This window comes from Microcystis sp. M079S1 (assembly GCF_020246425.1).
GTDB lineage: Bacteria > Cyanobacteriota > Cyanobacteriia > Cyanobacteriales > Microcystaceae > Microcystis > Microcystis aeruginosa.
The window spans coordinates 1-23,440 of the sequence record NZ_JADBSZ010000172.1 but is presented as its reverse complement, the minus strand read 5'-3'; the positions used below and the strand labels follow the sequence as shown (position 1 = coordinate 23,440).

16 protein-coding genes and 1 pseudogene are annotated in these 23,440 nt (G+C 42.3%); 11 read left to right on the top strand and 6 right to left on the bottom strand.

What is annotated here, in order from left to right:
* Positions 1–286: 286 nt before the first annotated feature.
* The 9 genes from IM456_RS11245 (at position 287) to IM456_RS11205 (ending at position 14,074) form a co-directional block, all read left to right on the top strand.
* Positions 287–799, top strand: a complete 513-nt coding sequence (locus IM456_RS11245) for a hypothetical protein (RefSeq protein ID WP_287693507.1) — start codon at positions 287–289, stop codon at positions 797–799.
* A 51-nt stretch (positions 800–850) separates the two neighbouring features.
* On the top strand, positions 851–1,852 hold the full coding sequence (locus IM456_RS23325; RefSeq protein WP_353737748.1) for a hypothetical protein: 1,002 nt from the start codon (positions 851–853) through the stop codon (positions 1,850–1,852).
* A gap of 122 nt (positions 1,853–1,974) precedes the next feature.
* Positions 1,975–2,556 carry a hypothetical protein gene (locus IM456_RS11235; protein WP_287693503.1) on the top strand — a complete coding sequence of 194 codons (582 nt, stop codon included), beginning with the start codon at positions 1,975–1,977 and terminating at the stop codon, positions 2,554–2,556.
* Positions 2,557–2,617: 61 nt separating this feature from the next.
* Positions 2,618–4,441, top strand: coding sequence for an SH3 domain-containing protein (locus IM456_RS11230; RefSeq protein ID WP_216645692.1), 1,824 nt, complete (start codon positions 2,618–2,620; stop codon positions 4,439–4,441).
* 236 nt (positions 4,442–4,677) lie between these two features.
* Complete coding sequence (locus tag IM456_RS11225) at positions 4,678–4,947, top strand: YciI family protein (protein WP_002762776.1); 270 nt, start codon at positions 4,678–4,680, stop codon at positions 4,945–4,947.
* Positions 4,948–5,120: 173 nt separating this feature from the next.
* Positions 5,121–8,651 carry a chromosome segregation protein SMC gene (smc, locus tag IM456_RS11220; protein ID WP_287693500.1) on the top strand — a complete coding sequence of 1,177 codons (3,531 nt, stop codon included), beginning with the start codon at positions 5,121–5,123 and terminating at the stop codon, positions 8,649–8,651.
* 261 nt (positions 8,652–8,912) lie between these two features.
* On the top strand, positions 8,913–10,493 hold the full coding sequence (locus IM456_RS11215; RefSeq protein WP_149988006.1) for a photosystem II high light acclimation radical SAM protein: 1,581 nt from the start codon (positions 8,913–8,915) through the stop codon (positions 10,491–10,493).
* A 42-nt stretch (positions 10,494–10,535) separates the two neighbouring features.
* A complete protein-coding gene (locus tag IM456_RS11210) occupies positions 10,536–12,047 on the top strand; it encodes a WD40 repeat domain-containing protein (RefSeq protein WP_287693497.1) in 1,512 nt (503 codons plus the stop codon).
* Positions 12,048–12,193: 146 nt separating this feature from the next.
* A complete protein-coding gene (locus tag IM456_RS11205; RefSeq protein ID WP_079205989.1) occupies positions 12,194–14,074 on the top strand; it encodes a DNA-directed RNA polymerase subunit gamma in 1,881 nt (626 codons plus the stop codon).
* A gap of 40 nt (positions 14,075–14,114) precedes the next feature.
* On the opposite strand, the gene IM456_RS23555 is transcribed toward IM456_RS11205, so the two are convergent.
* Both IM456_RS23555 and IM456_RS11195 read right to left on the bottom strand, forming a co-directional pair.
* The gene (locus tag IM456_RS23555) at positions 14,115–14,504 is read right to left on the bottom strand and encodes a RidA family protein (protein ID WP_002754393.1); all 390 of its coding nucleotides are present in this window, start codon (positions 14,502–14,504) and stop codon (positions 14,115–14,117) included.
* A 484-nt stretch (positions 14,505–14,988) separates the two neighbouring features.
* Positions 14,989–16,098: a DUF262 domain-containing protein gene (locus tag IM456_RS11195; RefSeq protein ID WP_287693493.1), complete on the bottom strand. Its 1,110-nt coding sequence runs from the start codon at positions 16,096–16,098 to the stop codon at positions 14,989–14,991.
* 90 nt (positions 16,099–16,188) lie between these two features.
* On the opposite strand from IM456_RS11195, the pseudogene IM456_RS11190 reads away from it, so the two are divergent.
* Positions 16,189–16,376, top strand: a pseudogene (locus IM456_RS11190) (hypothetical protein); the annotation flags it as partial.
* On the opposite strand, the gene IM456_RS11185 reads toward IM456_RS11190, so the two are convergent.
* The 3 genes from IM456_RS11185 to ileS form a co-directional block, all read right to left on the bottom strand.
* On the bottom strand, positions 16,374–17,585 hold the full coding sequence (locus tag IM456_RS11185) for a ParA family protein (RefSeq protein WP_287693491.1): 1,212 nt from the start codon (positions 17,583–17,585) through the stop codon (positions 16,374–16,376). The pseudogene IM456_RS11190 and the gene IM456_RS11185 overlap by 3 nt on opposite strands.
* Before the next feature lie 10 nt (positions 17,586–17,595).
* The gene (locus IM456_RS11180; RefSeq protein ID WP_159293477.1) at positions 17,596–18,018 is read right to left on the bottom strand and encodes a hypothetical protein; all 423 of its coding nucleotides are present in this window, start codon (positions 18,016–18,018) and stop codon (positions 17,596–17,598) included.
* A 103-nt stretch (positions 18,019–18,121) separates the two neighbouring features.
* A complete protein-coding gene (gene ileS / locus IM456_RS11175) occupies positions 18,122–20,980 on the bottom strand; it encodes an isoleucine--tRNA ligase (RefSeq protein WP_287693487.1) in 2,859 nt (952 codons plus the stop codon).
* Between the two features lie 209 nt (positions 20,981–21,189).
* On the opposite strand from ileS, the gene IM456_RS11170 reads away from it, so the two are divergent.
* Positions 21,190–21,762, top strand: coding sequence for a Uma2 family endonuclease (locus IM456_RS11170; protein WP_287693485.1), 573 nt, complete (start codon positions 21,190–21,192; stop codon positions 21,760–21,762).
* A 150-nt stretch (positions 21,763–21,912) separates the two neighbouring features.
* On the opposite strand, the gene IM456_RS11165 is transcribed toward IM456_RS11170, so the two are convergent.
* Positions 21,913–22,644, bottom strand: coding sequence for an undecaprenyl-phosphate galactose phosphotransferase family protein (locus tag IM456_RS11165; RefSeq protein WP_002760967.1), 732 nt, complete (start codon positions 22,642–22,644; stop codon positions 21,913–21,915).
* Positions 22,645–23,440 lie beyond the last annotated feature (796 nt).

The window sequence follows — 23,440 nt, the reverse complement described above, 5'->3', positions numbered from 1 at the left end:
CCTCTGCTCTTTCTTCTTCTTTAAGAGCTTTTTGTAAGTTTTTCTTTTCTTCTAAGTCTAGGAAATCTTTGGCTGGCATAAGTAGGATTTTTCTCAAGTTACTATTTCTATTTTAGGTGGTTTAAGTGCGTTTTAGCTTATTAATGATTATCAGAAAGACGACCAGGAACAAGCGAAGTTAGATGAGCGATTTCTGGCTCAATATAAGAACTATTCTTCCGAGCAACGCACTAAATTAGTCATCATTGATGGCCGACTTTTTAATGGGGCTTGGAATGCCACTTCTGTGTTACCTTACGATGATTTATTGGCCTTCGGTAGTTGGGGAACATTTGGCAATTGTGTTGGCTCAACTTTGGCGGTGGCAAAAACTCTTTTCTACGCTAAAAATCCCGCCGCTCAAAGACAACTTTATTTAGAAGCCATTGCTCATGATGTTTTTGCTAATGGCTATAAAGAAGTTCAACGACTCGAAGAACCTAAAAGCTTCTGTAATCAGCTAAAAAATCAAACAGGAATCACTTTCAATCATTACGACGGATATGATAATCCTGCTACGGTCAAAAAAGTCTTTGAGGTCTTAAATCGGCACGTTAATGTCAGAATGCAAGAACATTTTGCAGGACTTTCCAGTGTTAATAACCGAGTCTTCCGAATTACTCCCCAACTTTGGCGCACTTTTGAGAGTGAAGTCCACATCTGGCCAAGATTACCAGAGGAAATTCATAAAGTTGGTATCTATCGTACTGATCTTGAAGCGATCGCCTTTAATCCTTCATTGGGCGATCAATTCGTCTAACAGTAAATTTTTCAACAATCCCATAGGAGAAATGCCATGACTTCCCTATAAATTATCAATCCTACCAATGATGCTCGCTTTGAACGTCTAAAACCTGTTACTTTTACAGGCAAAGTAAATTCTGGAATAGTCACTGTAGAACTCACAGCAGATGACAAATATTCCCTAGGCAATAATCAGGTTAAAGCAGACGGTTCTTGGTCGATTACTTATTCAGGATTTACCAATATTGGTGATCGCAAAATTACCGCCATCGGTTTTGATCAAGGAAATCAAAAAAAGGCAGAAACCAGTATCTATATTAATGTTGTTTCCGCCACGGATGGACTTGATAAAATTATCCAGGTTGCCGCTAATTCCCAAATTGCAGGCTATCGTTGGCTCGCTCGAGGAGTTGCCCCCAAAGGCTACATTAAAGGCATGGCAGTTGTTTATGCTAAAGTCTATTGTAAGCTGAAAGCCAGTAATCCCTTTGCCAAAGAAATGGCGAAAGCTAACACAGGAAACTCCGATAAAGATGCCCTAGCACACTATGCTCAAAAATTCGGTGATTTAGGTATGAATAATAGCGTGGCAGGGGTTGATACCCTCAGACATTTATTTGTCTTGCTGATAGGTTTAGGAATGCGAGAAAGTTCTGGAAAACACTGTGAAGGACGTGATCATTCAGCCAGCAATGCCACTGCTGAAACGGCGGAAGCTGGATTATTTCAAACAAGCTATAATGCCCGCAGTGCCAGTCCATTCTTACCACAGTTATTCGAGCAGTATTTAGTCAATTCATCAGGGTTTGTCGAAATCTTTAAGGAAGGGGTTACTTGTCCTCCTCAAGACTGGGAAAACTATGGAGAAGGGAAAGGGAAAGAATTTCAACGCTTGTCGAAAGATTGTCCAGCTTTTGCCGTTGAATTTGCCGCTATTGGCTTAAGAAATCTCCGAAAACATTGGGGTCTAATTAACCGACTAGAAGCTGAAATTCGTCCTGAAGCTGATGCTCTGTTACATGAGGTTCAGAAGATTGTTGATCAATTGAATCTTTGTTCATTGTTTTAATTATCTTTTTTTATATCTCTCAAATAACTGAACTTCCCCCGTATGAATATACTAGCTATGCCTAAAAGTCTGAGAGAGTGTGAGTTAAAACAATCCAACAATATAGGTAGAGTAGAGATGCAATGAAAAACTTGATGAGAAGTATTATTTCAGTTAGTCTAAGCCTGGCTGTTCTCCCCATTAATAGCCCCCATCTCCCATCTCAATTAGGGGAAGAAATCTATGTCAAAATCATCCAAAAGTTATTGATAACGGAGAACCGAGAATCCGATCCTTTTACTGTGATGAGAGAGGAAAGCTTAGGAGAACTAAAAATTAATCTTTCTGCTCAACAAGTTATTCAATTACTCGGAAATCCTACACAAAAAGGACAAGTAGAATTTTGGGCAGGAGATGCACTTTATCATCAATATTGGTATTATCCTAATCAAGGTATTACCCTCAGCATGGCATCAGAAACTGAAAAAGGACAGCAAAATATTGGCTTTATTAAATTAGTTTCCCCTTCAAGACTTCCAACCAAACGAGGCATAAAAATTGGTAGTTCAATAGAGGAAGTTAGCCTTGCCTATGCCAAAGAAAAATATAAAGAGATGTCAATACCTGATCAAACTTTTATGGCAGGTTCAATCTATGGAGGATTAATTTTTACATTTGATAAGGGTCGGGTCATTGAGATTTTTTTAGGGGCTGCGGCTGAATAAATGCCTATCAGTTGAGTATCCTTGTCTGTTGTTAAAACTTGTAATTTCAGGGATAGAAATTATGTCTTACTTTATCTTTCCACTTCGTCAAAGACCCAGTTTAAGCTATAAAGATGGCGGACGACAATTTGGTGCAGATCGTCCCGGTGGTCGGAAACACGCAGGTTGTGACTTAATCGCACCAAAAGGAACGGAAATTTTAGCAATGGCAGATGGGAAAGTTATCGTCGGTCCCTATGCTTTTTTCTCTGGAACGAATGCTATAGAAGTGAAGCATGATAACGGAATGGTTGTTCGTTATTGTGAAATTGGACAGATGCTTCCTCGTGGCATTCAAGTGGGAGCAAGAGTATCAAAAGGTCAAGTGATTGCCTATGTTGGTCGTCTTCATTCTGGCAGTTCAATGTTGCACTTAGAAATGTATCAAGGAACTCAAAATGGTGCATTAACACAAGCTGGAAATCGTCCTTATCAACGTCGCTCTGACTTATTAGACCCCACGGATATTTTAGATCATGCACCTTTAGTCGGACAAACACCCCCACCCGATGGCGATATCGGCACAGTTAATGCTCAAGTTACTACGAGTCTTAATGTCAGAAATGATGCCAAATTATCCGCACCTGTGCAGTTTACCTTACGTTTTTGGGAAACTTGTATTGTCTTAGAAAAAGTCACAGGAGATACCTATTCCCATAACCAAAATCAATGGTACAAAATTTACAAAGACGGAAAAATAGGATTTGCGGCGGCAGTTTATATTGATGTCACCGAGCAACCTGAAGAACCCAGTAATCTGGCAAAAGGCCGAGTTAATAATCATGTGCAGACTGTTCTAAATGTTCGCAGTCAGGCATCCACAACTGCCCCCATTCTCTTTGAATTAAGCCCGGGTGCAACCTGTACCATTCTGCAAAGCGTGACAGGTTCTTCCTATCCTCCTAATAATCAAACCCAATGGTATCAAATCCAACAGGGGGGACAAACGGGATATGCCGCCGCTTACTACATTGATAAATTAGATGAGAATAATCCTCCTCAAGTCCTGGAAATTGAGAGTGCTGAAGGACGAGTGAATCATCGGGTATCGAGTACCCTTAACGTCAGAAGCCAACCCAATACCAATTCAAACATTTTATTCACCTTAAGCACAGGAATAACCTTCAAAGTCCTAGAAGAAGTTCCTGGCAGTGAATATGACTTTGGGCGCACAGATTGGTTAAAAATTGATTACAACAATCAACAAGGCTATGTGGCCGCCTATTACGTTGATATTAACCTCGATCCACCACCAGCCAGCCGTTGGGATCAAGCCTTAATGCAAGCCCCGACAACAGGTTCATCCGCAGCGACGGCTTCTCAGGATGGACTGCCAGCAGGGGTGCAATCTTCCCACAAAATGGCACAAACTGACCTACAACGGGTAAAAGCCATGGCCGATTGTTTCTGTACTGCTGCGGCTAAATTCGGTGTTCCAGCGGCTTTATTGGCGGCCGTTGCCAGTCGAGAATCTCGGTGTGGAAATGTTTTACACAACGATGGTTGGGGAGATGGGGGTAACGCTTTTGGCATTATGCAAGTGGACAAACGCTCCCATGCGGTCGAAGGAATACCTGATGGTCCCAAGAGTTTAGCCCACGTTGAACAAGCTACAGGCATTTTTGCTAATTGCCTCCAACAAGTCCAACAAAAACATCCTAATTGGGAAGATCGTTATGTCATTAAAGGCGCAGCAGTTGCCTATAATTCAGGACTTCGTAATGTCCAGACCAAAGAAGGGATGGATATTGGGACAACAGGCAATGACTACGGTTCTGATGTCATGGCACGGGCGCAATATTACGCCAATCATGCGGATTTAAGTGTCTTCAGAATTAGCCTTTAAACTGCTACCGATCCTAGTAGTCAGCCCCCAACATGGACAATTTATCTGGCTACTAGGGGATTATTCAAAATTGACGAGGATTTGCCATCATGTCTTCGCTTCCCAGAATTTCGTTATGCAACGGTTCAAGATCATTTTCCTAACAACTCCAACCCCCCCCACTTTTCTAGATTGATTTAGTCTGATTGACGATTCGATCGTAAAATAGCAACAGATCAAGAGAGTACAGGTCAAATATGCCGAAATTTGTTATCTGGGGTAGTTATTGTGAAAACGTGCTGGAAAAACGCGCACCCTATCGTCAAGCGCATCTAGAGGGATTAAATCAACAGAAAGAACGGGGAATTCTCATTACTATCGGACCAACGGCAGATTTAAGCCAAGTTTTCGGAATTTATCAGGCAGCCAGCGAGTCAGAAGTGCGAGAATTAATCGAAGCAGATCCCTACTGGCAAAATGGTATCTGGACAGAGTACCAAGTCAAAGAATGGATTCAAGCCATCTAAGGGGACTATCAGCTATATTTTTCTATAAGGGTGTTGTCATAAAATTTTCCAACTACGCAACTAATCAAACTCATCTCTGGTCAAGTCTGAGGATATTTTCAAGGATAAACCGGAGTTATCCCTTATCGATTCAAGCTGACAGCTGATAGCTTGCCTACTTTTTGCTTATCGCCATGGTTTACATCAAAAAGGTCGAACTCTCACACTTCAAATCCTTCGGGGGAACAACTCCTATACCCTTTTTACCGGGGTTTACGGTGGTTTCCGGTCCAAATGGTTCGGGAAAGTCGAATATCCTCGACGCATTGCTATTTTGCTTGGGATTAGCTACTTCCAAGGGAATGCGGGCCGAAAGATTACCTGATTTAGTCAATCATAGCTATAACAGTCAACGTCATAGCACCGAAGCGAGTGTCTCGGTGACTTTTGATATTGCCGATATTCCCGACGCAACCGATAGGGATTGGACGGTTTCCCGACGCTTAAAAGTGGCTAAGGGTGGCAGCTATACTTCTACCTACTATATCAATGGGGAAACCTGTACGGTTAGCGAACTTCACGACCAGTTAAACCGTTTACGCATCTATCCCGAAGGGTACAACGTGGTGTTACAGGGGGACGTAACCCGAATTATCAGCATGAATGCCAAGGAAAGACGGGAAATTATCGACGAATTGGCAGGAGTAGCCGAATTTGACCGCAAAATTGAGAAAACTAAGGAGAATATCGATTCGGTTAAAGAAAGGGAAGAACGCTGCCAAATTATTGCCACAGAATTGCAAAAATCTCTGGAGAAATTAGCACTCGATCGCATTAAAGCCGAAAAATACCAAAAACTCAAGGACCAAGTCCAAGAAAAACAACAATGGGAAATTGTCCTCCATTGGCAAAATCTCCAGCAGCGCTGCCAGCAAGTAAAAGAACAAATTCAAGCTGGGGAAAAGGAAAAACAGGTTTTAACGGAAACTATCGCTAATTTATCCGAACAAATCGCCCAAAATAGTCAAGAATTAGAGAAACTCAATCAACAGGTTAAAGCTTTCGGGGAAGATGAACACCTATCCCTGACTTCCCGATTAGCGAGTCAACAGGCCAAACGACAACAACAGCAACAACGGCAAAAAGAGTTAGAAAACCTCGAAAAAGAATCTCAGGGACAGAAAAACAGGCTTTTAGAGGAAATTAATCGCTACAATCTCGAATTAAATCAGATTACTGCCCAAAAAAGCCGTTTAGAAACTGAAATTTTACCCAATCTCCTACTGGCAACCCAAACCGCAAGGGAAACCCTAGAAAACCATCGTCTGCAAGCAAGTAGTCTCGCAGAAGCGTCAGAAGCTTGGGTAAAAGAACAAAGTGACCTTTCCCGCAATATTACCCGTCTTCAGGAACAATTAAACCCCTACCGTAGCCAACGGGCCCAATTGACCGAAAGATGCGATCGATTGCAAACTAATATAATAGAAGCTGGTCAACGTCTGCAAGAATTAGAGCAAGTTATTAGCACAAAAACGGAAGAAAGTCAAGAAATATTACAAAAAATTAATCAATCAGACCCCGATATCCAAAATTTAGCCCAAAAACTCACCATTGCCGAACAAAATCGCGTCATCAGTCAGGACACCCAAAAACGTCTGCTCAAGGAACAACGGGACAAACAGAGGGAATTAGATAAACTGGAAGCGACCAAGCAAGCGCAACAGGAGGCCCAGGGAACCTATGCTACTCAAATATTGTTACAGTCAGATTTGCCCGGAATCTGCGGATTAGTGGCACAATTGGGCGAAGTAGAGGAACGTTATCAAATTGCTCTTGAAATCGCCGCCGGAGGTCGTTTAGGTCATGTAGTCGTCCAAGATGATAGCGTTGCGGCCGCCGGAATTGCCTTGCTAAAACAGCGTCGCATCGGTCGCGCCACTTTTTTACCCCTGAATAAAATTCGTCCTCCCCGTCCCCAGGATATTTCCTCTCTGCGTCACGCGCGCGGTTATCTGGATTTAGCGGTGAATTTAGTTAAGTTTCAACCCCAGTATCGGGAGGTTTTTAACTATATTTTTGGCAGTACCGTGGTTTTTGAGGATCTAGATTCTGCCCGTTATTATATCAATCAATATCGCATCGTTACTTTGGATGGCGAGTTATTAGAGATGACTGGCGCTATGACCGGAGGCAGCCAACCGACGCGATCGGGGCTGCGTTTTGGTAAAATTTCTCCGAAGGAGTCTAGTGAAGCGGAATCTCTACGGGAAAGATTAGCAGAAATCGATCGCATTCTTACCCGCAACGAAGAAAAAATTACCCAAGTTAATCATCTTATCAGTCAGTTAACCCAACAGTTAACCGAAACCCGTCAAAGTCATCGGGAAAATCAATTATCTCTACAACAATTAAGCAAGGATTTAGAACGTTTAACCACAGAAAAAGAGGATTTAACCCGTCAATTATCGGGCCAGCAAGAGGAAATGACTATTTCTCGTCAACGGTTAGAAATATTAACCAGAGAAATTCCTGAGTTAGAGTTATCTTTACAGCAAGAACAGGAGAAATTAACTGCTTTAGAGGCCAATCATACCCATAGCGAATGGCAACAGGTACAGGGAATAATTCGCAGTCAAGAATTGCAGTTACAAACCCAAGAAAATCACCTCGCGACAGTCCGCGAACAGTTAAAAGATTTGCAAAATCAACAGATCAGACTAGAGGAAAAAAGTCAAGAGTCTGGGGATAGAATTATTGAGATTGACAGGATAATTACCGATGCAGTTAATCAGAGAAATATCGGTAATCTGGAGATAGAAAAACTTGATCGCCATATTTTAGAAATCAATCAAGCTTTACAACAATTATCGCAACAACTAGGGGAAACCAAGCAAAAAAGAGACCAATTAGAGACAGTTTTGCGACAACAACAAAACCAGCAACAACAGGCTATCTGGCAATCGGAAAAGTTAGTCAACAATCAAGAGGAAAGACAAGCATTACTAACCACTTTACAGACAGAAATTAGTCAACTAGAAAGCGACTTACCCAATCCCTTGCCCGAAATTCCTGAAAGCGATCGAGATTTCGAGAAAATTCAAAGCGATATTCGGCAGTTACAAAAGAAATTAGCAGCTTTAGAACCTGTCAATATGTTAGCTTTAGAAGAACACCAAAAAACTAAAGAGAGATTAGATGAACTATCAGAAAAACTGCAAACTCTAGAAGGAGAAAGAACCGAACTACTTTTGCGGATAGAAAACTTTACCACCCTCAGATTTAATGCTTTTCAGGAAGCATTTACTGCTGTTAACGAAAACTTTAAGAATATATTTGCCACCCTGTCCGATGGCGACGGTTACTTACAATTAGAAGACGAAAATGACCCCTTTAATGGTGGCTTAAATCTGGTGGCACATCCCAAAGGAAAACCCGTACAACGATTAAGTTCCATGTCTGGAGGTGAAAAATCTTTAACCGCTTTAAGCTTTATTTTTTCCCTACAAAGATATCGTCCTTCTCCCTTTTATGCGTTTGATGAAGTGGATATGTTTTTAGATGGGGCCAATGTAGAGAAATTGGCCAAAATGATTCAAAAACAAGCACAACAAGCGCAATTTATTGTCGTTAGTTTGCGTCGGCCGATGATTGAAGCATCGGAAAGAACCATCGGTGTCACCCAAGCGCGGGGAACCCATACACAGGTACTAGGAATTAAAGTTTAACCTAAGATGCAAGTGGGGTGTGGGGTGTGGGAAGTGGGAAGTGGGGTGTGGGGTGTGGGGTGTGGGGTGTGGGGTGTGGGGTGTGGGGTGTGGGGTGTGGGAAGCTTTTCAGTTATCAGTAAACAGTAATCAGTGAACTGAAAACTCACATCTGATAACTGATAACTGATAACTGATAACTGATAACTGCCAGACAAGCCGGACAAAGTTAAGTTATATTAAGATTACTCAGAATGCGTCCCCGTCCCATTCAGAAATCTCATGACTCAACCGCAAGCGCAACGCATCCTCTACGTTAGACTCCCCTGTAACCCCATTTTCCCCATCGGTGTCGTTTATCTTTCCGACCACGTTCATAAACTATTCCCCGACATCGAACAAAGGATTTTTGACCTTGGTACCGTCCCCCCCTTAGACTTTAACCAGGCACTCGATCGCTGTGTTGACGAATTTCGGCCGACCCTGCTAGTATTCTCCTGGCGGGATATTCAAATATATGCCCCCGTCGGTGGTCGCGGTGGTAATCCCCTGCAAAACGCCTTTGAATTTTACTACGCTAAAAACCCCCTAATCAAGCTGCGCGGTGCTTTAGGAGGTTTAAAGGTGACAACCGCCTACTACGGTGAATTATGGCGCAATCAGGCACTAATTCGCCGAGGGTTGCAGCAGGCCAAAAAATACCATCCCGAAGCGCGAGTTATCGTCGGGGGTGGTGCCGTCAGTGTTTTCTACGAACAACTAAAAACCAAACTACCCATAGGAACAATTGTATCAGTGGGAGAAGGGGAAACCCTGCTAGAAAAATTCCTCTCCGGCCGGGACTTTAGCGATGAACGTTGTTATATCGTCGGAGAAACCACACCCCGGCCGCGTTTAATCCACGAATCCCCCACCCCGTTAGAAAAATCCGCTTGTAACTACGACTACATCGCCAGTATTTGGCCGGAATTTTCCTACTATTTCCAAGAAAACGACTTTTATATCGGGGTACAAACCAAGCGCGGCTGTCCCCATAACTGCTGCTACTGCATCTATACCGTCGTCGAAGGGAAACAAGTACGCATTAATCCCGCCGATGAAGTAGTTAAGGAAATGCGCCAATTATACGACCGTGGCATTCGCAATTTCTGGTTTACCGATGCCCAATTTATCCCCGCCAGAAAATTTATCGACGATGTAGAAGAACTATTAGAAAAAATCCTCGCCGCTGGGATGAAAGATATCCATTGGGCTGCCTATATTCGTGCCGATAATCTTACCCCGAAACTGTGCGATTTAATGGTAAAAACAGGCATGAACTACTTTGAAATTGGTATCACCACTGGTTCTCAGGAATTAGTCCGCAAAATGCGGATGGGCTATAATTTGCGGACAGTTCTGCAAAATTGTCGGGACTTAAAAGCGGCTGGTTTTAATGATCTGGTTTCGGTAAATTATTCCTTTAATGTCATTGATGAAACCCTAGAAACTATTCGTCAAACTATCGCCTATCATCGGGAATTAGAAAATATTTTTGGAGTCGATAAAGTGGAACCAGCCATCTTTTTTATCGGACTACAACCCCACACCCATCTAGAAGAATACGCCCTCAAAAAAGAAATTCTTAAACCCGACTATGATCCCATGAGCTTAATGCCCTGGACTGCCAAAAAACTGCTCTGGAATCCTGAACCTTTGGGGTCATTCTTTGGCGAAGTTTGTCTGCAAGCATGGCGACAAAATCCCGATGATTTTGGACGGGAAGTGCTGAAAATTTTGGAAGCAAGACTAGGGAAGGCCGATTTAGAATCCGCTTTAACCGCACCGATAGAAACTAAGGAAAAAGTCTTAATTCCTGCTTAAAAATTAATTTTAGTCAATCCCAAGGCGGCAATTAGCGTTACCATGAGTCTGAAATCAGGAGATCATCAAAATTCCTTTACTGGTAACTGCAAAATGACCGACCATCGCCCCCATTGGCTAGAATTAGCGGAATATATCGCCCTAGGATTAACCCTGCTTACCCTTATCGCCATGGGTGCGGGGTTTTTGCCTTTGTTCCTCCTAGTCGTGACTTTCGGGTTGAATATTCTCAATCGTCTTCGAGAAAGAACTAGGCAACGTCAACGCTTAACTGAGATGACCGGTCATTTACAGGATCAGTGGGAAGAAGAAAAAGAAGCTTTATCAGCACAAATACAGTCCCTGAGTCCCGCGGTGGCCAGGGATAACGCCAGTGCCATCGCAGAATTAGAGGAGAATATTCTCGCCCTCGAACAGTCCTACAATCAAATTATTCAATACATCAACCGTAACGCGCTGCTCGAACGCATCGAACATCTGGAAAAATCCTACGGTCGCTTACACAGAGAGATTTTGCCGATTAACGAAGAATCGGCGGATATTACCGCCACAAAAGCGGAAAATGAGCCACAAATCACCCTACCCGCCCTTAATTTAACTCCCACTTCCCCCCCCGTCGATATACCCCATTGGCACTATTATCGCCGTCTAACCGCCCATCGGGAAATGATCACGGCGATCGCAATTACCGAGGATCAACGGTTTTTAATTAGCGTTAGTTGGGATCGTACCCTAAAAGTCTGGGATTTTGCGAGAGGAACCCTGATTAATACGGTTGAAGCTCATGATCAGGGCATTTTAGCCCTAGCAGTCACCGGAAACGGCGATTATCATCTAGCGACGGGAGGATTCGATCAAACCGTTAAATTATGGACTTTAGCCAGCGATGCCAGTAATCTGGAATTAAATCAAATTTTCCTCGGTCATCTCGGTTCGATTCACGGTTTGGATTTTGCCCCCCGTTGGCATTTTTTGGTTAGTGGTAGTTACGATCAAACCCTAAAACAGTGGAATTTAGAGCAGGAAACCGAAGAATTTAGTTCCTATGACAGTCTGGGGGCAATTTATGCCCTAGCAGTGGCTCCTAATCAAGATTTTATCGCCGCAGCTGGAGGTGATGGCACTGTCACCCTCTGGCAATTGGGATCGGGAGAAAAAATCGCCGTCTTATCAGGTAACATTTCTTCGGTGCAGAGTCTTGCGATCGCTGCCGATGGTCAGATTATTGCCGCCGGTTGTGTGGATGGTACGGTGAAAATCTGGCAATACGATCGAGAGAAAAGCGGTCATTTTGCGCCAATTCGGGTGATCAATGCCCATAATGGTCAGGTGACAAGCTTGGTATTCGGAGGGGAGGGTCAATGGTTATTGACGGGGGGAACCGACGGAGAGATTAAAATCTGGTTAGCCAATTATCAACAGGCGATCGCAACTCTCAGCGCCACCAATGGGCGATCGTCGCCAATTTCCAGTTTAGTTCTCAGCCCCGATTATTGCCACCTAGCGGCGGCGGCGGCCGACGGCAGCATCACCATCTGGGAAAATATCACTTAATGGTCGATCGAACTAGAAAAATTGTATAATGTAATGTCCCGGACTCGGTCGGGCCAGTTTGACCCGAAGAAAAAGTGACTGAGTTAACTGTCGTTTCTGCCCAATAGTTGTCAACCCAGATCATTACCCATAGTAAAAAATTCAGAATGAAGACTCCAACAGATCAAAGATTTGATTACGTCAAAATCGGTTTAGCGTCCCCCGAGAGAATTCGGCAATGGGGAGAAAGAACCCTACCTAACGGTCAAGTCGTCGGAGAAGTAACCAAACCAGAAACGATCAACTATCGGACTCTTAAACCGGAAATGGATGGGTTATTCTGCGAGAAAATTTTTGGCCCCTCCAAAGACTGGGAATGTTGGTGCGGTAAATACAAACGCGTCCGTCACCGGGGAATTGTCTGTGAACGTTGCGGGGTGGAAGTCACCGAGTCGCGGGTACGTCGTCATCGCATGGGTTTTATCAAATTAGCCGCCCCCGTCACCCACGTTTGGTATCTTAAAGGTATTCCCAGTTATCTCAGTATCCTGCTCGATATGCCCCTGCGGGACGTGGAGCAAATCGTCTATTTTAATGCCTATGTGGTTCTCGATCCGGGTAATGCGGGCAATCTTAGTTATAAACAACTCCTCAGCGAAGATCAATGGTTAGAGATCGAAGAAGAAATCTACGCGGAGGATTCGGAATTAGTCGGCATTGAAGTGGGTATCGGGGCCGAGGCTATCCAAAGACTCTTACAGGAAATTAACCTGGAAGAAGAAGCGGAAAGACTGCGGACGGAAATTGTCGAAAGTAAAGGGCAAAAACGGGCAAAATTAATTAAACGTCTCCGGGTAATCGATAACTTTATCGCCACGGGTTCTCAGGCAGAATGGATGGTTTTAAGCGTAATTCCCGTGATTCCCCCCGATTTACGCCCGATGGTGCAGTTGGACGGCGGCCGTTTTGCCACCTCTGACCTGAACGATCTCTACCGTCGGGTGATTAACCGCAATAACCGTTTATCCCGTCTGCAAGAAATTCTCGCCCCCGAAATTATCGTCCGCAACGAAAAACGGATGTTACAGGAGGCCGTCGATGCTTTAATTGATAACGGTCGTCGCGGTCGCACGGTGGTGGGGGCCAATAATCGCGCCCTGAAGTCTTTATCGGATATTATCGAGGGTAAACAGGGGCGTTTCCGTCAAAATCTCCTCGGTAAACGGGTTGACTATTCGGGACGTTCGGTTATCGTTGTCGGCCCGAAATTGAAGATCTATCAATGCGGTTTACCCCGGGAAATGGCGATCGAATTGTTCCAACCCTTCGTTATCCATCGTTTAATTAAATTAGGCATCGTCAATAATATCAAGGCGGCCAAGAAAATGATCCAACGGGGGGATGCCAATGTTTGGCACGTCTTGGATGAAGTGATCACGGGACACCCGGTGATGTTAAACCGCGCTCCTACCCTGCACCGTTTGGGCATTCAAGCGTTTGAACCGATATTGGTGGAGGGCCGGGCGATTCAGTTACATCCCCTCGTCTGTCCCGCTTTTAACGCTGACTTTGACGGCGACCAAATGGCCGTACATATTCCCCTCTCCCTGGAAGCACAATCGGAAGCGCGATTATTGATGTTAGCTTGTCATAATATTCTCTCACCGGCGACCGGTCGCCCGATTGTTGCCCCTTCTCAGGATATGGTTTTGGGTTGTTATTATCTCACGGCCGAAAATCCCAAGGCCCAAAAGGGTGGGGGCCGTTATTTCGCCAGCATGGATGACGCTATTCGCGCTTTTGATCAGGGATTGGTGGATCTGCACGCTTCTGTGTGGTTGCGTTTACCGGTCGGAGAAAAGGTGAAAACCAATAAACCCGATGAGGAAGTCCTGGAAACGGAAACTCTCCCCGATGGCAGCATCTGGAAATATTATCGGGAGCGCAAAACCCGCGAGAAGGATGGTCAGATAATTTCCCAGTATGTGCGTACTACTGTAGGGCGAATTATCTACAATAAGACGATTCTAGAAGCTTTGGTGGTCTAGAGAGAGATTAGGTTAGGGTGGGCATTGCCCACCTTAATTTTTAGGCTAAAGCGGCAATACATTCTATTTCCACTAGCACATCTTTGGGAAGACGGGCCACCTCCACACAGGCCCGGGCCGGGGCAGTTTCCGGGGGGAAATAACGGGCATAAACTTGATTCATCGCCCCAAAATTGGCTAAATCCGAGAGAAAGACGGTAGTTTTCACCACATTTGACCAATTAGCCCCAGCAGCGGTTAAAATGCCCTCTAGATTGGCCATAACTTGTTCGGTTTGGGCGCTAATTTCCCCGGAGACGATTTCACCCGTGACGGGATCTAGGGGAATTTGTCCCGCAACAAAGAGAAAAGGACCAGGAGCGGCGATCGCTTGATTATAGGGACCCACAGGGGCCGGAGCTTTATCAGTACGGATGACCTGATTATTCATATGACGTTGCAATTCTGCATCTAACTCTTTTAACAAACCATATATTTTATCAAAATCACGTTTAGTTTTAGAAGGAGCGTCATAAGTTCTCAAAGTACCTTTAGTATGAGTATGAGCCGCTCGATTGCGACTATCTTTTAGATTACCAAGATAACCTTTTAAAGCACTAATTTTACCAGTTTTTTCTAACTTTTTTTCGATTTTTTCTAATGTTGCTAAACCAATAACCATCATCAACATTTTTCTAAAAGCTTCATATTCAAAACTATAAGTATTGCCAATAGTCTTATCGATGAATTTTTGGTTAGCTGGGGACTTTAAGCATCGTTTAGCACATCTTAAAACTATATCATCCATAGTTTCCTCGATCCAGCCACATAATTCTATAAGAGCTAGTTTGGAATAAGAAGAAGTTTTTTGATTATCAGCTGTAGGGTCATCATGGAGTTGATCAAGCCAGTTTAACGTCTTGAGTAAATAATCTTTAGTAATCATTACCAGTAGATGAAAAAATTTTGATAGATGTATTAATTCTCTCTAAAGCCTTATCTTTTCGATACATACCACTAGATAAATTTTCAGTTAAAAATGGTTCAGATTTTATTAATCTAGAATACTTGTCTTGTAATTCACCATTGGAGAGATTGACTAAAGTATCTAAATTCTTGGCAACTCCTAAAAGAATTCCCTCAGCAATAACTTTACTGGTTTTGAGAGGTTCCTCTTTGAAGATTTTATCATAAATCAAGTCAACGGTTTGCTTAAATAATTCATCTTTATCTTGAATAAAATCTGCGTGAGCAAATCTATGTTTATACATATAATCATTTAAAAATCTGGTCAATTTCCCCTTGTAGTTCTGGTATTCATCATAAAAAGCAAAGAAACGAAGCACTAATTCTTCATCTTCAAATCGAGATGCTTTTTGCTGCTTTCGATCCATCAGCAAAAGCCAGTTTTCATATTGAGCGCATTCTTTTAAAAAACTATTAAACTTGCCATTATAGATACAATTTCTGATCTCCTGATTGTTAAGTTTTACTCCACCAGTATTTAAGCGATGGAAAATGGTAAAAATATAATTATTATGAGCTTTTTTGCTGGAGTCATAGCGAATCATGGTGATGGGAATAGTCATATTTTCTACGCGTTCATATAATTCTTCATGCTGAGTTTTTATTTCCTCAACTGTTTTTCCAGAAATAGACGAATCTACATCGGGTAATTTTGATAGCCTCCAATTTTCAGTAGTTAAAAATTTGACGATGGTACTAATTCGTTGTAATCCATCGATGATATAGCGTTTATCTGTCTTATAGTCAAGACTAATACACATACTAGGAATCGGTAACTGTTTCATTAAACTATCAATAAAACGAGTTTGTTGTGGATCAGTCCATACCACATCTCTTTGAAAATCTGGATCGATAACCAATTGTTTTTTTTGATACATTCTAACTAGATCAGAGCAGGATCGCTGCTCATTGTAAGCAATAATATCTACAGGAGGAAAATCCACATCATCTTCTTCCTCTAGATACTTTTCTTCTTCGGCTGCTAGTAATTTCTCTTCTTGACTGAGATAATTAACCATAATTTTTATCCCTCCTAATATTGCCAATTCAAAAATGAAACGCACGACTCCTTAAGAGTTGACAGAAAAAGGATCATCAGGTACTGTCTGATCAATACAACAACAGATCAGAACCAAAAACGAAGCCACCAACATCTTAACATAGAACAAAGAAACTTGCTCTATCAACTTGGTCAAGAGGGAAATTTATCTCAACGGCAAATGGCAGCTGGGATGTCATCAAAGCACGACCAAAGCGAGAATTAAGAAGGAATCAAGGTTCCCTCGGATGCTATCTACTGAAAATTGGTATCTTCATCGATTAAGCTAGCAATGGGAGTATAATAATCCAGTAATCCAGTGACAGGATAACGGTCTGCTAGAGCGATCGAGGGAATATAAGGTATGATTAGATAGTCTTCTGAATCTATATCTAAATCATGATCGGTAGTTTCATCTATATCTATATTTTTGTCAATATCCTTTTGTAAAATTTGCCAAGTATGAATAACTTTAGTTATTCCCGTATCACTTAAATCGGGAACGGGTGAAAAAACAAAATTAAGCGAAAGTCGGCCAAAAGAAGTCAAAGATTGCAAAAGAAGCTCGATTCCTTTTTGATTTTGTTCGTTAGGAAATAAAAAAATAATTGCTTCGTTGGCTGCCTGTAGTAAAGATAAAGCTCCCCATTCATTGATTCCAGAGCGCGAATCTACTAAGATAAGATCAGGTTTTAACTGATTTTGAATCTCTCGACTAAAAGTTGACCAGAGTGTTTCCCCATTATCGAGAATTGTTGTTGCTCGCAGATCATCAACTTTAGTAATGTAATCAAGACTCAAATAACCCGCAGGAACAATAAATAGTCTTCCCGTTGCATCGGGAATATTAACTTCTCCAAATATTTCAGTGATATTAATCTTTGCTGTTACACCTTCTGGTAAATAGGATTTTTCATAAAAATAGTCCACAATTCCGTATTCCGGTGAGGGATTTAAGGGGAAAGCTGTGCTTAACCCCGGTGCTTCTAAATCCAAGTCAACAGCTACTACTTTACGACCTCGCATCGCTAAAATCCAAGCAACATGAATTAAAGCAGTTGTCCTACCTACTCCCCCTTTAAAAGAATAAAAAGTTACGGTTCTAGGAAGACAAAGTTCGGGAGAAGACGGTGATTGATTTTGTGGATTAGTTGACCACAAAGCTAAATCTTGCCAAGTGTGAATTGATTTTTCGTCCAGAAGTTGTGGAGCTTTTAGATCGAGAGAGGCTGCCTCCTGAATAGTATATAAAGATATAAAACCTAAAAATTTATGCTGTTGTTCTATGTCATTTTTAACTGCTTCTCTTCGCTGAGTTGTTGATAAATTTTCAAACTTATCACTGACGATAGTTATATTCAAAAGTCCAGCAGTAGATACATTGATATCAACCCATTCTTGTGCTTCTTTTTGAACATATATATCTGTTAATTTTTGTTTCAGTGATCTTAACCAAGTTTCTGACATAAGTATCTCCTTAAAGTTGAGTAGCTTGTTTCTGAAGCCATTGTTTCAGACCTGTATAAGCTGATAACCACTCTTTGTATTTATCGTCATTCGGTTCACTGCTGGAATAACGCATATCTATAAAATTTTGACTAGGATTTTCTACTATATTAATCCATTTTATCACGTCTGGATAATTTTGAACTCTCGAATAGAGACGATTATTACTTTTTAGAGCAGCTGTCAAACTGTGACCCGGATTAGTTATGGTATGTCCGGGGTTATTGGACTTAGTTTTCCATTCTTTATTGGATACCGAAGCTAAGATCATATATTTCAGCAAACATTCGATCGTAATACCTCCAAAGTGCATAGCAGCTATTTTCCTATTAGATCGATCAAGTATTTCTGTATCTCGATGACGTTGTAAAAAAGCTGATTGGTAATCTTCCATCCCTAATTATCTATTCGCTAGAGTTAATACCTGTGAATAAGTTTTTAGCTGAGGATTAAACAAGGGTACTTTATTCGACAATAAAGCACCCTTTTAATTTAGCTTAGAACTCTCCTTTTAAAGCGGCATTACAGCGCTCGCAAATAGTGGGATCATCGGCAAATTTTCCCACTTGAGTGGAATAATTCCAACAGCGATCGCATTTTTCGCCGTCTGCTTTGACAATTCCCACCGAAACAAAGTCTGATTCTCCCTTATATTCTGCGGTTTGAATCGCACTAATATCACTGACTAATTCCACTTGGGAAGAGAGAAATAGATAACGCAATTCATCGACTTTATTCCCCGTTAAACTATCACAATTGTTGAATAATTCTAACTCCTGTTGTAAGGTTTCATCGGGAACATAAAGTAAAACTTTTGCCTCTAAAGAAGCACCGATCGCCTTATCATTTCTGGCAGTTTCCATCACCTTATTAACTTCGGTGCGTAGCTGCCGGAATTTGGCCCATTTATCGGCCAATTCGCGATTATTCCAAGCAGGATCGATGTTTAGCCATCCTGACTCAAATACCGATAAATAAGGAGTTTTGTAGGGGAGAAATTGCCAGATATCTTCCGCTAGATGAGACAGGACAGGAGCGATCGCTTTAGCGAGATTTTCTAAAGCAATAGCATAGACTGTTTGACAACTGCGACGACGGAAAGAATTAGGATCAGAAATGTATAAACGATCCTTAGCGATGTCGATATAAAAGTTAGATAAATCGACAACACAAAAATTCTGTACCGTCTGGAAAAAGCGGAAGAATTGGAAACTTTCAAAAGCTGCCGTAACTTCCGTAAACACCTCCGAGATACGATGTAACATATAGCGATCGATCTCCGGTAGATCTTCATAAGCTACCGCATCTTTAAGGGGATCAAAATCATTTAAACTCCCCAGTAAAAACCTGGCAGTGTTACGGATTTTATTACGGATATCTACCAACTGTTTGAGAATATTTTGACCGATATTCACATCATTGGTATAGTCCACCGAGGACACCCATAACCGAATCACATCCACCCCATAAGCGGGTTCTTTTTTCTGGTCTTTACCACCATTAATGATCACATTAGGATCTATGACATTACCCAGAGATTTACTCATTTTTCGTCCCTGTTCATCCAAAACAAAACCGTGAGTTAACACCGTTTTATAGGGAGCAATACCATTAGCAGCGACACTGGTTAATAAACTCGATTGAAACCATCCCCGATGCTGATCCGATCCTTCTAGATACATATCCGCAGGATAACTTAATTCTGGTCGAGCATTAGCCACCGCATTCCAACTAGAACCAGAATCAAACCACACATCCATAGTATCCATTCCCTTGCGATAACTGCGACCATTATCGCGATAACTGGGAGGCAATAATTCCTCTACGGATAACTCCCACCAAGCATTAGAACCCTTGACCGCAAAGATAGCTTGAACGTGATTAATCGTCTCCTCCGTTAACAGAGGTTCATTCGTTTCTTCGTCATAAAAAACAGGAATAGGAACCCCCCAACTGCGCTGACGAGAGATACACCAATCGCTTCTTTCACTAACCATAGAAGTGATGCGATTCTTACCCGTTGCAGGAATCCAACGCACCGAATCAATTGCTTCTAAAGCTAATTCCCGGAATCCTTCCACGGAAGCAAACCATTGTTCTGTTGCGCGAAAAATTGTCGGTTTTTTGGTTCTCCAATCGTAGGGATATTTATGCTGATATGCTTCTTCTTTGAGTAAGGCACCTTTTTCTGTCAGTGCTAAAATGATTGCTTCATTAGCATCTTTCAAGACATTTAAACCCGCAAATTGTCCCGCTTCTGCGGTGAAATTTCCCTTATCATCCACGGGAGAAAGTATCGGTAAACCGTAACGTTGACCGACGATATAATCTTCTTGACCATGGCCAGGGGCCGTGTGAACTAATCCGGTGCCGGAATCGGTGGTGACATAATCCCCACCGATGAGAATCGCACTTTCTCTGTCAAACAAAGGATGACGATATTTAGTATGTTCTAATTCCCGACCTTTAACCGTTGCTTTAATCGTCAAAGTCCTGTTAAAAGTGTCGGCCAATTTTTCGACTAAATCCGTCGCTACAATTAGATAATTAGACTCGCTAGTTTCCACCACTGAATAGCTTAATTCTGGGTTTAATGCGACGGCTAAATTCCCGGGTAAAGTCCAGGGAGTAGTCGTCCAGATAGCCACGGATAAATTAGGCAAAAATGGCGTTAAAACCGGGGTTGAAACTGACGTAATTGGGAAAGCGACATAGACACTGCGGGAAGTGTGACCTTCGGGATATTCTAATTCTGCCTCAGCTAAAGCGGTTTGAGAACTAGGACTCCAGTGAACCGGTTTTAGTCCCCGATAAATATAACCTTTTAGGGCCATTTTTCCGAATACGGCAATTTGAGCGGCCTCGTATTCAGGTTGTAGGGTTAAATAGGGATTTTCCCAGTCTCCCCAGACTCCATACCTTTTGAAACCTTCACACTGTTCTTTTTGCGTTTGAAGGGCAAAATCGTGGGCTTTCTGACGTAATTTCAAAGGGGTTAGACCCTCTTTTTCCGAGCTTTTGAGACTTTGTAAAACCTTTAATTCGATCGGCAACCCGTGACAATCCCAACCCGGCACATAGCGCACTTTGTAGCCTTGCAGCAGTTTATATTTATTGATAATGTCTTTGAGAATTTTATTTAAAGCATGACCGATATGCAGGGACCCGTTAGCGTAGGGGGGGCCATCGTGGAGAATAAATAATTCTTTGGGGTTATTTTGCGCTAATTTCTCGTATATTTGCTCATCTTGCCAGAATTTCTGGATTTCTGGCTCACGTTTACTGGCATTTGCTCGCATATCAAAGTCAGTTTGAGGCAAATTAACGGTATCTTTGTAACTTTTAGCGTTGGACATTCTGGCAAACCTATGGATATCAATCGTTTTCGGGATTCATTCCTAAATAACGTCCCTTTGAGAGTCGTTATCTCTATTCTGTCACATAACTGTAATATAAATATTACAAGTGACAATCAATGATCTATAAGTCTAGCGAGATTGAGTCCAAGAGCGATGATTCCGAAAGGCTATAATTCAGTTATTCGAGGATAGGGAGTATGAGGACCATGGTGACGAATCCTAATTTTTTTTATGTCTCTCCAGAAGTGTATCTAGAAGGGGAAAGAGTCAGTCCGATCAAGCACGAGTACCGAAAAGGACGGATTTATGCGATGGTAGGGGCAAAAAAGCCGCATATCGTTTTATCGGCCAATTTAGCCAAGGTTTTAGGTAATCATCTCGATGATAGTCCCTGTCTTGTTCTCACTTCCGATATCAAAGTCCGGTTAGAGGAGGCAAATTGTTATTATTATCCCGATATTGCGGTGGTTTGTGACGAGAGAGAGATTAACAATACCGATGATTTTATTCTCTATCCCGTTCTGATTATTGAAGTATTATCGAAATCTACGGAATCCTTTGATAGGGGTGATAAATTTAGCGATTATCAAACCTGTCCCACCTTAAAAGAATATATTCTTATTCATCAAAACCAGATGAAAATTGAATGTCACCGTCGCAAGGATTCGGGAATCTGGAAAGAACAGATCTATGAAGCGGGGGATGAGGTAGAATTCACCAGTGTAGGATTCCGGGGATCGATCGCTTCTATCTATCGCAAAGTCCCCGGTTTGCTATGATTACAATTCTTTTTTGACTTCACTTAATTACTGTCATAATATTTCTCAAAAAAAGAGGAGAAAAAAGCAAGTTCTGCCTTTCTCTCCTCCAGTCTAGCGATTAATTACATTGAAACAGCAGTCAGTAATCTTTAATTACTATTCACTGCCTTAGTAAGCACCGTTATTTTTGGGAAAAACCACAACACCGATAGTTCTGAAGATTACCCAGATATCGGTTAACCAGTTACGCGAATTAACGTAATACACATCCATCTGCACCCGCAGGGGATAGGGTATGTCATTACGTCCCGAAACTTGCCATAAACCAGTCAAACCGGGGCGAATAGTTAAAACTTTGTCGATGCGATTGCCATATTTCTGCAATTCTTCGGGAACTAAAGGCCGCGGACCGACGACGCTCATATCTCCTCGCAGGACGTTCCAGAATTGGGGAAACTCGTCTAAACTGGTTAAGCGGAGAAACTTGCCAATCCAAGTTATACGGGGATCGTCCTTAAGCTTGAAATTATCCTCGAATTCCGCCCGCAGTTGGGGAGAGTCTTCCATCAGTCTCTCTAATACCTTATCCGCATCCATTACCATAGTACGGAATTTAATACAGTTGAAATGCTGGAAGTTTTGACCGACGCGCTTCTGCACATAGAAGACCGGACCGGGGGAACTAATCGCGATCAATAAGGCTAAGATTAAGTAAAGCGGCGAAAAGAAAATTAGAACCGATAGGGAGAAAACGATATCGAATAATCGTTTTGAGGTATCGCCGTCTAAAGCTATTAACCAAGATTTTTGATGCCGTCTACCAGAGACCGAAGGTTTGAACCCTCGCTTCATCAAAGCTTGTAGAGCCTTGACGGAGATAAGTTGGCTATTAGCAGTCATCTTACTCCTTCACATCACACACACCACACAGTACCCATGATAAAGCCACAAGACCGAAAAAACAAGTCTTCAGGCCAATAACTGGCACTGGCCATTTTAGAGCCTTTGTACTGAAAAATCTCTAATTAGGGTTTGCGGCAAAAAGTTTGTTGGTGGGGTTAGGAGTCAGTAGTCAGAATTCAGGAGTCAGTAGTCAGAATTCAGGAGATTATTTTTATTTATTCTCCCCGCTCCCATCTCCCCCGCTCCCCGCTCCCCGCTCCCTTCTCCCCTGCTCTCCTATACCTTTTAAACAGGATTTAGTATTAAGCTAAGACGTATTTAAACCGCTTATTCTTAGATTAGCCGAATCTCCCCCCCTTGCCCTACCCCGACGTGGGGGTTGGGGGGTGTTGCCCTTTGCAAGAGTGCAAGAGTGCCTCTTGCCTCGTCTCAACAAGCAATTTAAATTACGAACAGCTTATAGGACGTTTTTGAACCACCAAAAATTAATTATGCAAGAGGTTTAATAAATAAAAGGGCATCATTTGCTGATGCCCTGTGGCTGAATATTTAAGTAGTTACGGATTTGATCCTAAGGATGAAGTATGCTCTTGTGTGCGCTCGTCTCCTGACTCGGAGAATTCTGACTCCCGAAAACGAAAACTTTATACTTGATCATCGGAAATTTTGGGTCTGAAACCCCGCCGTTCTAGGTTGGCTTTACGTTAGAATTAAAAGGCCAGTCTCGAAAACCAAGTGGACGGCGCAGCACCTTGAAAACTCGGCTTAGGGGGTTCCGACCAGAAAAGCTTGG

Excerpts from the sequence above, each read along its gene's own strand:
- IM456_RS11235 (WP_287693503.1), top strand. The coding sequence starts at position 1,975 with ATGAAAAACTTGATGAGAAGTATTATTTCAGTTAGTCTAAGCCTGGCT.
- IM456_RS11230 (WP_216645692.1), top strand. The coding sequence starts at position 2,618 with ATGTCTTACTTTATCTTTCCACTTCGTCAAAGACCCAGTTTAAGCTAT.
- IM456_RS11225 (WP_002762776.1), top strand. The coding sequence starts at position 4,678 with ATGCCGAAATTTGTTATCTGGGGTAGTTATTGTGAAAACGTGCTGGAA.
- smc (WP_287693500.1), top strand. The coding sequence starts at position 5,121 with ATGGTTTACATCAAAAAGGTCGAACTCTCACACTTCAAATCCTTCGGG.
- IM456_RS11215 (WP_149988006.1), top strand. The coding sequence starts at position 8,913 with ATGACTCAACCGCAAGCGCAACGCATCCTCTACGTTAGACTCCCCTGT.
- IM456_RS11210 (WP_287693497.1), top strand. The coding sequence starts at position 10,536 with ATGAGTCTGAAATCAGGAGATCATCAAAATTCCTTTACTGGTAACTGC.
- IM456_RS11205 (WP_079205989.1), top strand. The coding sequence starts at position 12,194 with ATGAAGACTCCAACAGATCAAAGATTTGATTACGTCAAAATCGGTTTA.
- IM456_RS23555 (WP_002754393.1), bottom strand. The coding sequence starts at position 14,504 with ATGAATAATCAGGTCATCCGTACTGATAAAGCTCCGGCCCCTGTGGGT.
- IM456_RS11195 (WP_287693493.1), bottom strand. The coding sequence starts at position 16,098 with ATGGTTAATTATCTCAGTCAAGAAGAGAAATTACTAGCAGCCGAAGAA.
- IM456_RS11185 (WP_287693491.1), bottom strand. The coding sequence starts at position 17,585 with ATGTCAGAAACTTGGTTAAGATCACTGAAACAAAAATTAACAGATATA.
- IM456_RS11180 (WP_159293477.1), bottom strand. The coding sequence starts at position 18,018 with ATGGAAGATTACCAATCAGCTTTTTTACAACGTCATCGAGATACAGAA.
- ileS (WP_287693487.1), bottom strand. The coding sequence starts at position 20,980 with ATGTCCAACGCTAAAAGTTACAAAGATACCGTTAATTTGCCTCAAACT.
- IM456_RS11170 (WP_287693485.1), top strand. The coding sequence starts at position 21,190 with ATGGTGACGAATCCTAATTTTTTTTATGTCTCTCCAGAAGTGTATCTA.
- IM456_RS11165 (WP_002760967.1), bottom strand. The coding sequence starts at position 22,644 with ATGACTGCTAATAGCCAACTTATCTCCGTCAAGGCTCTACAAGCTTTG.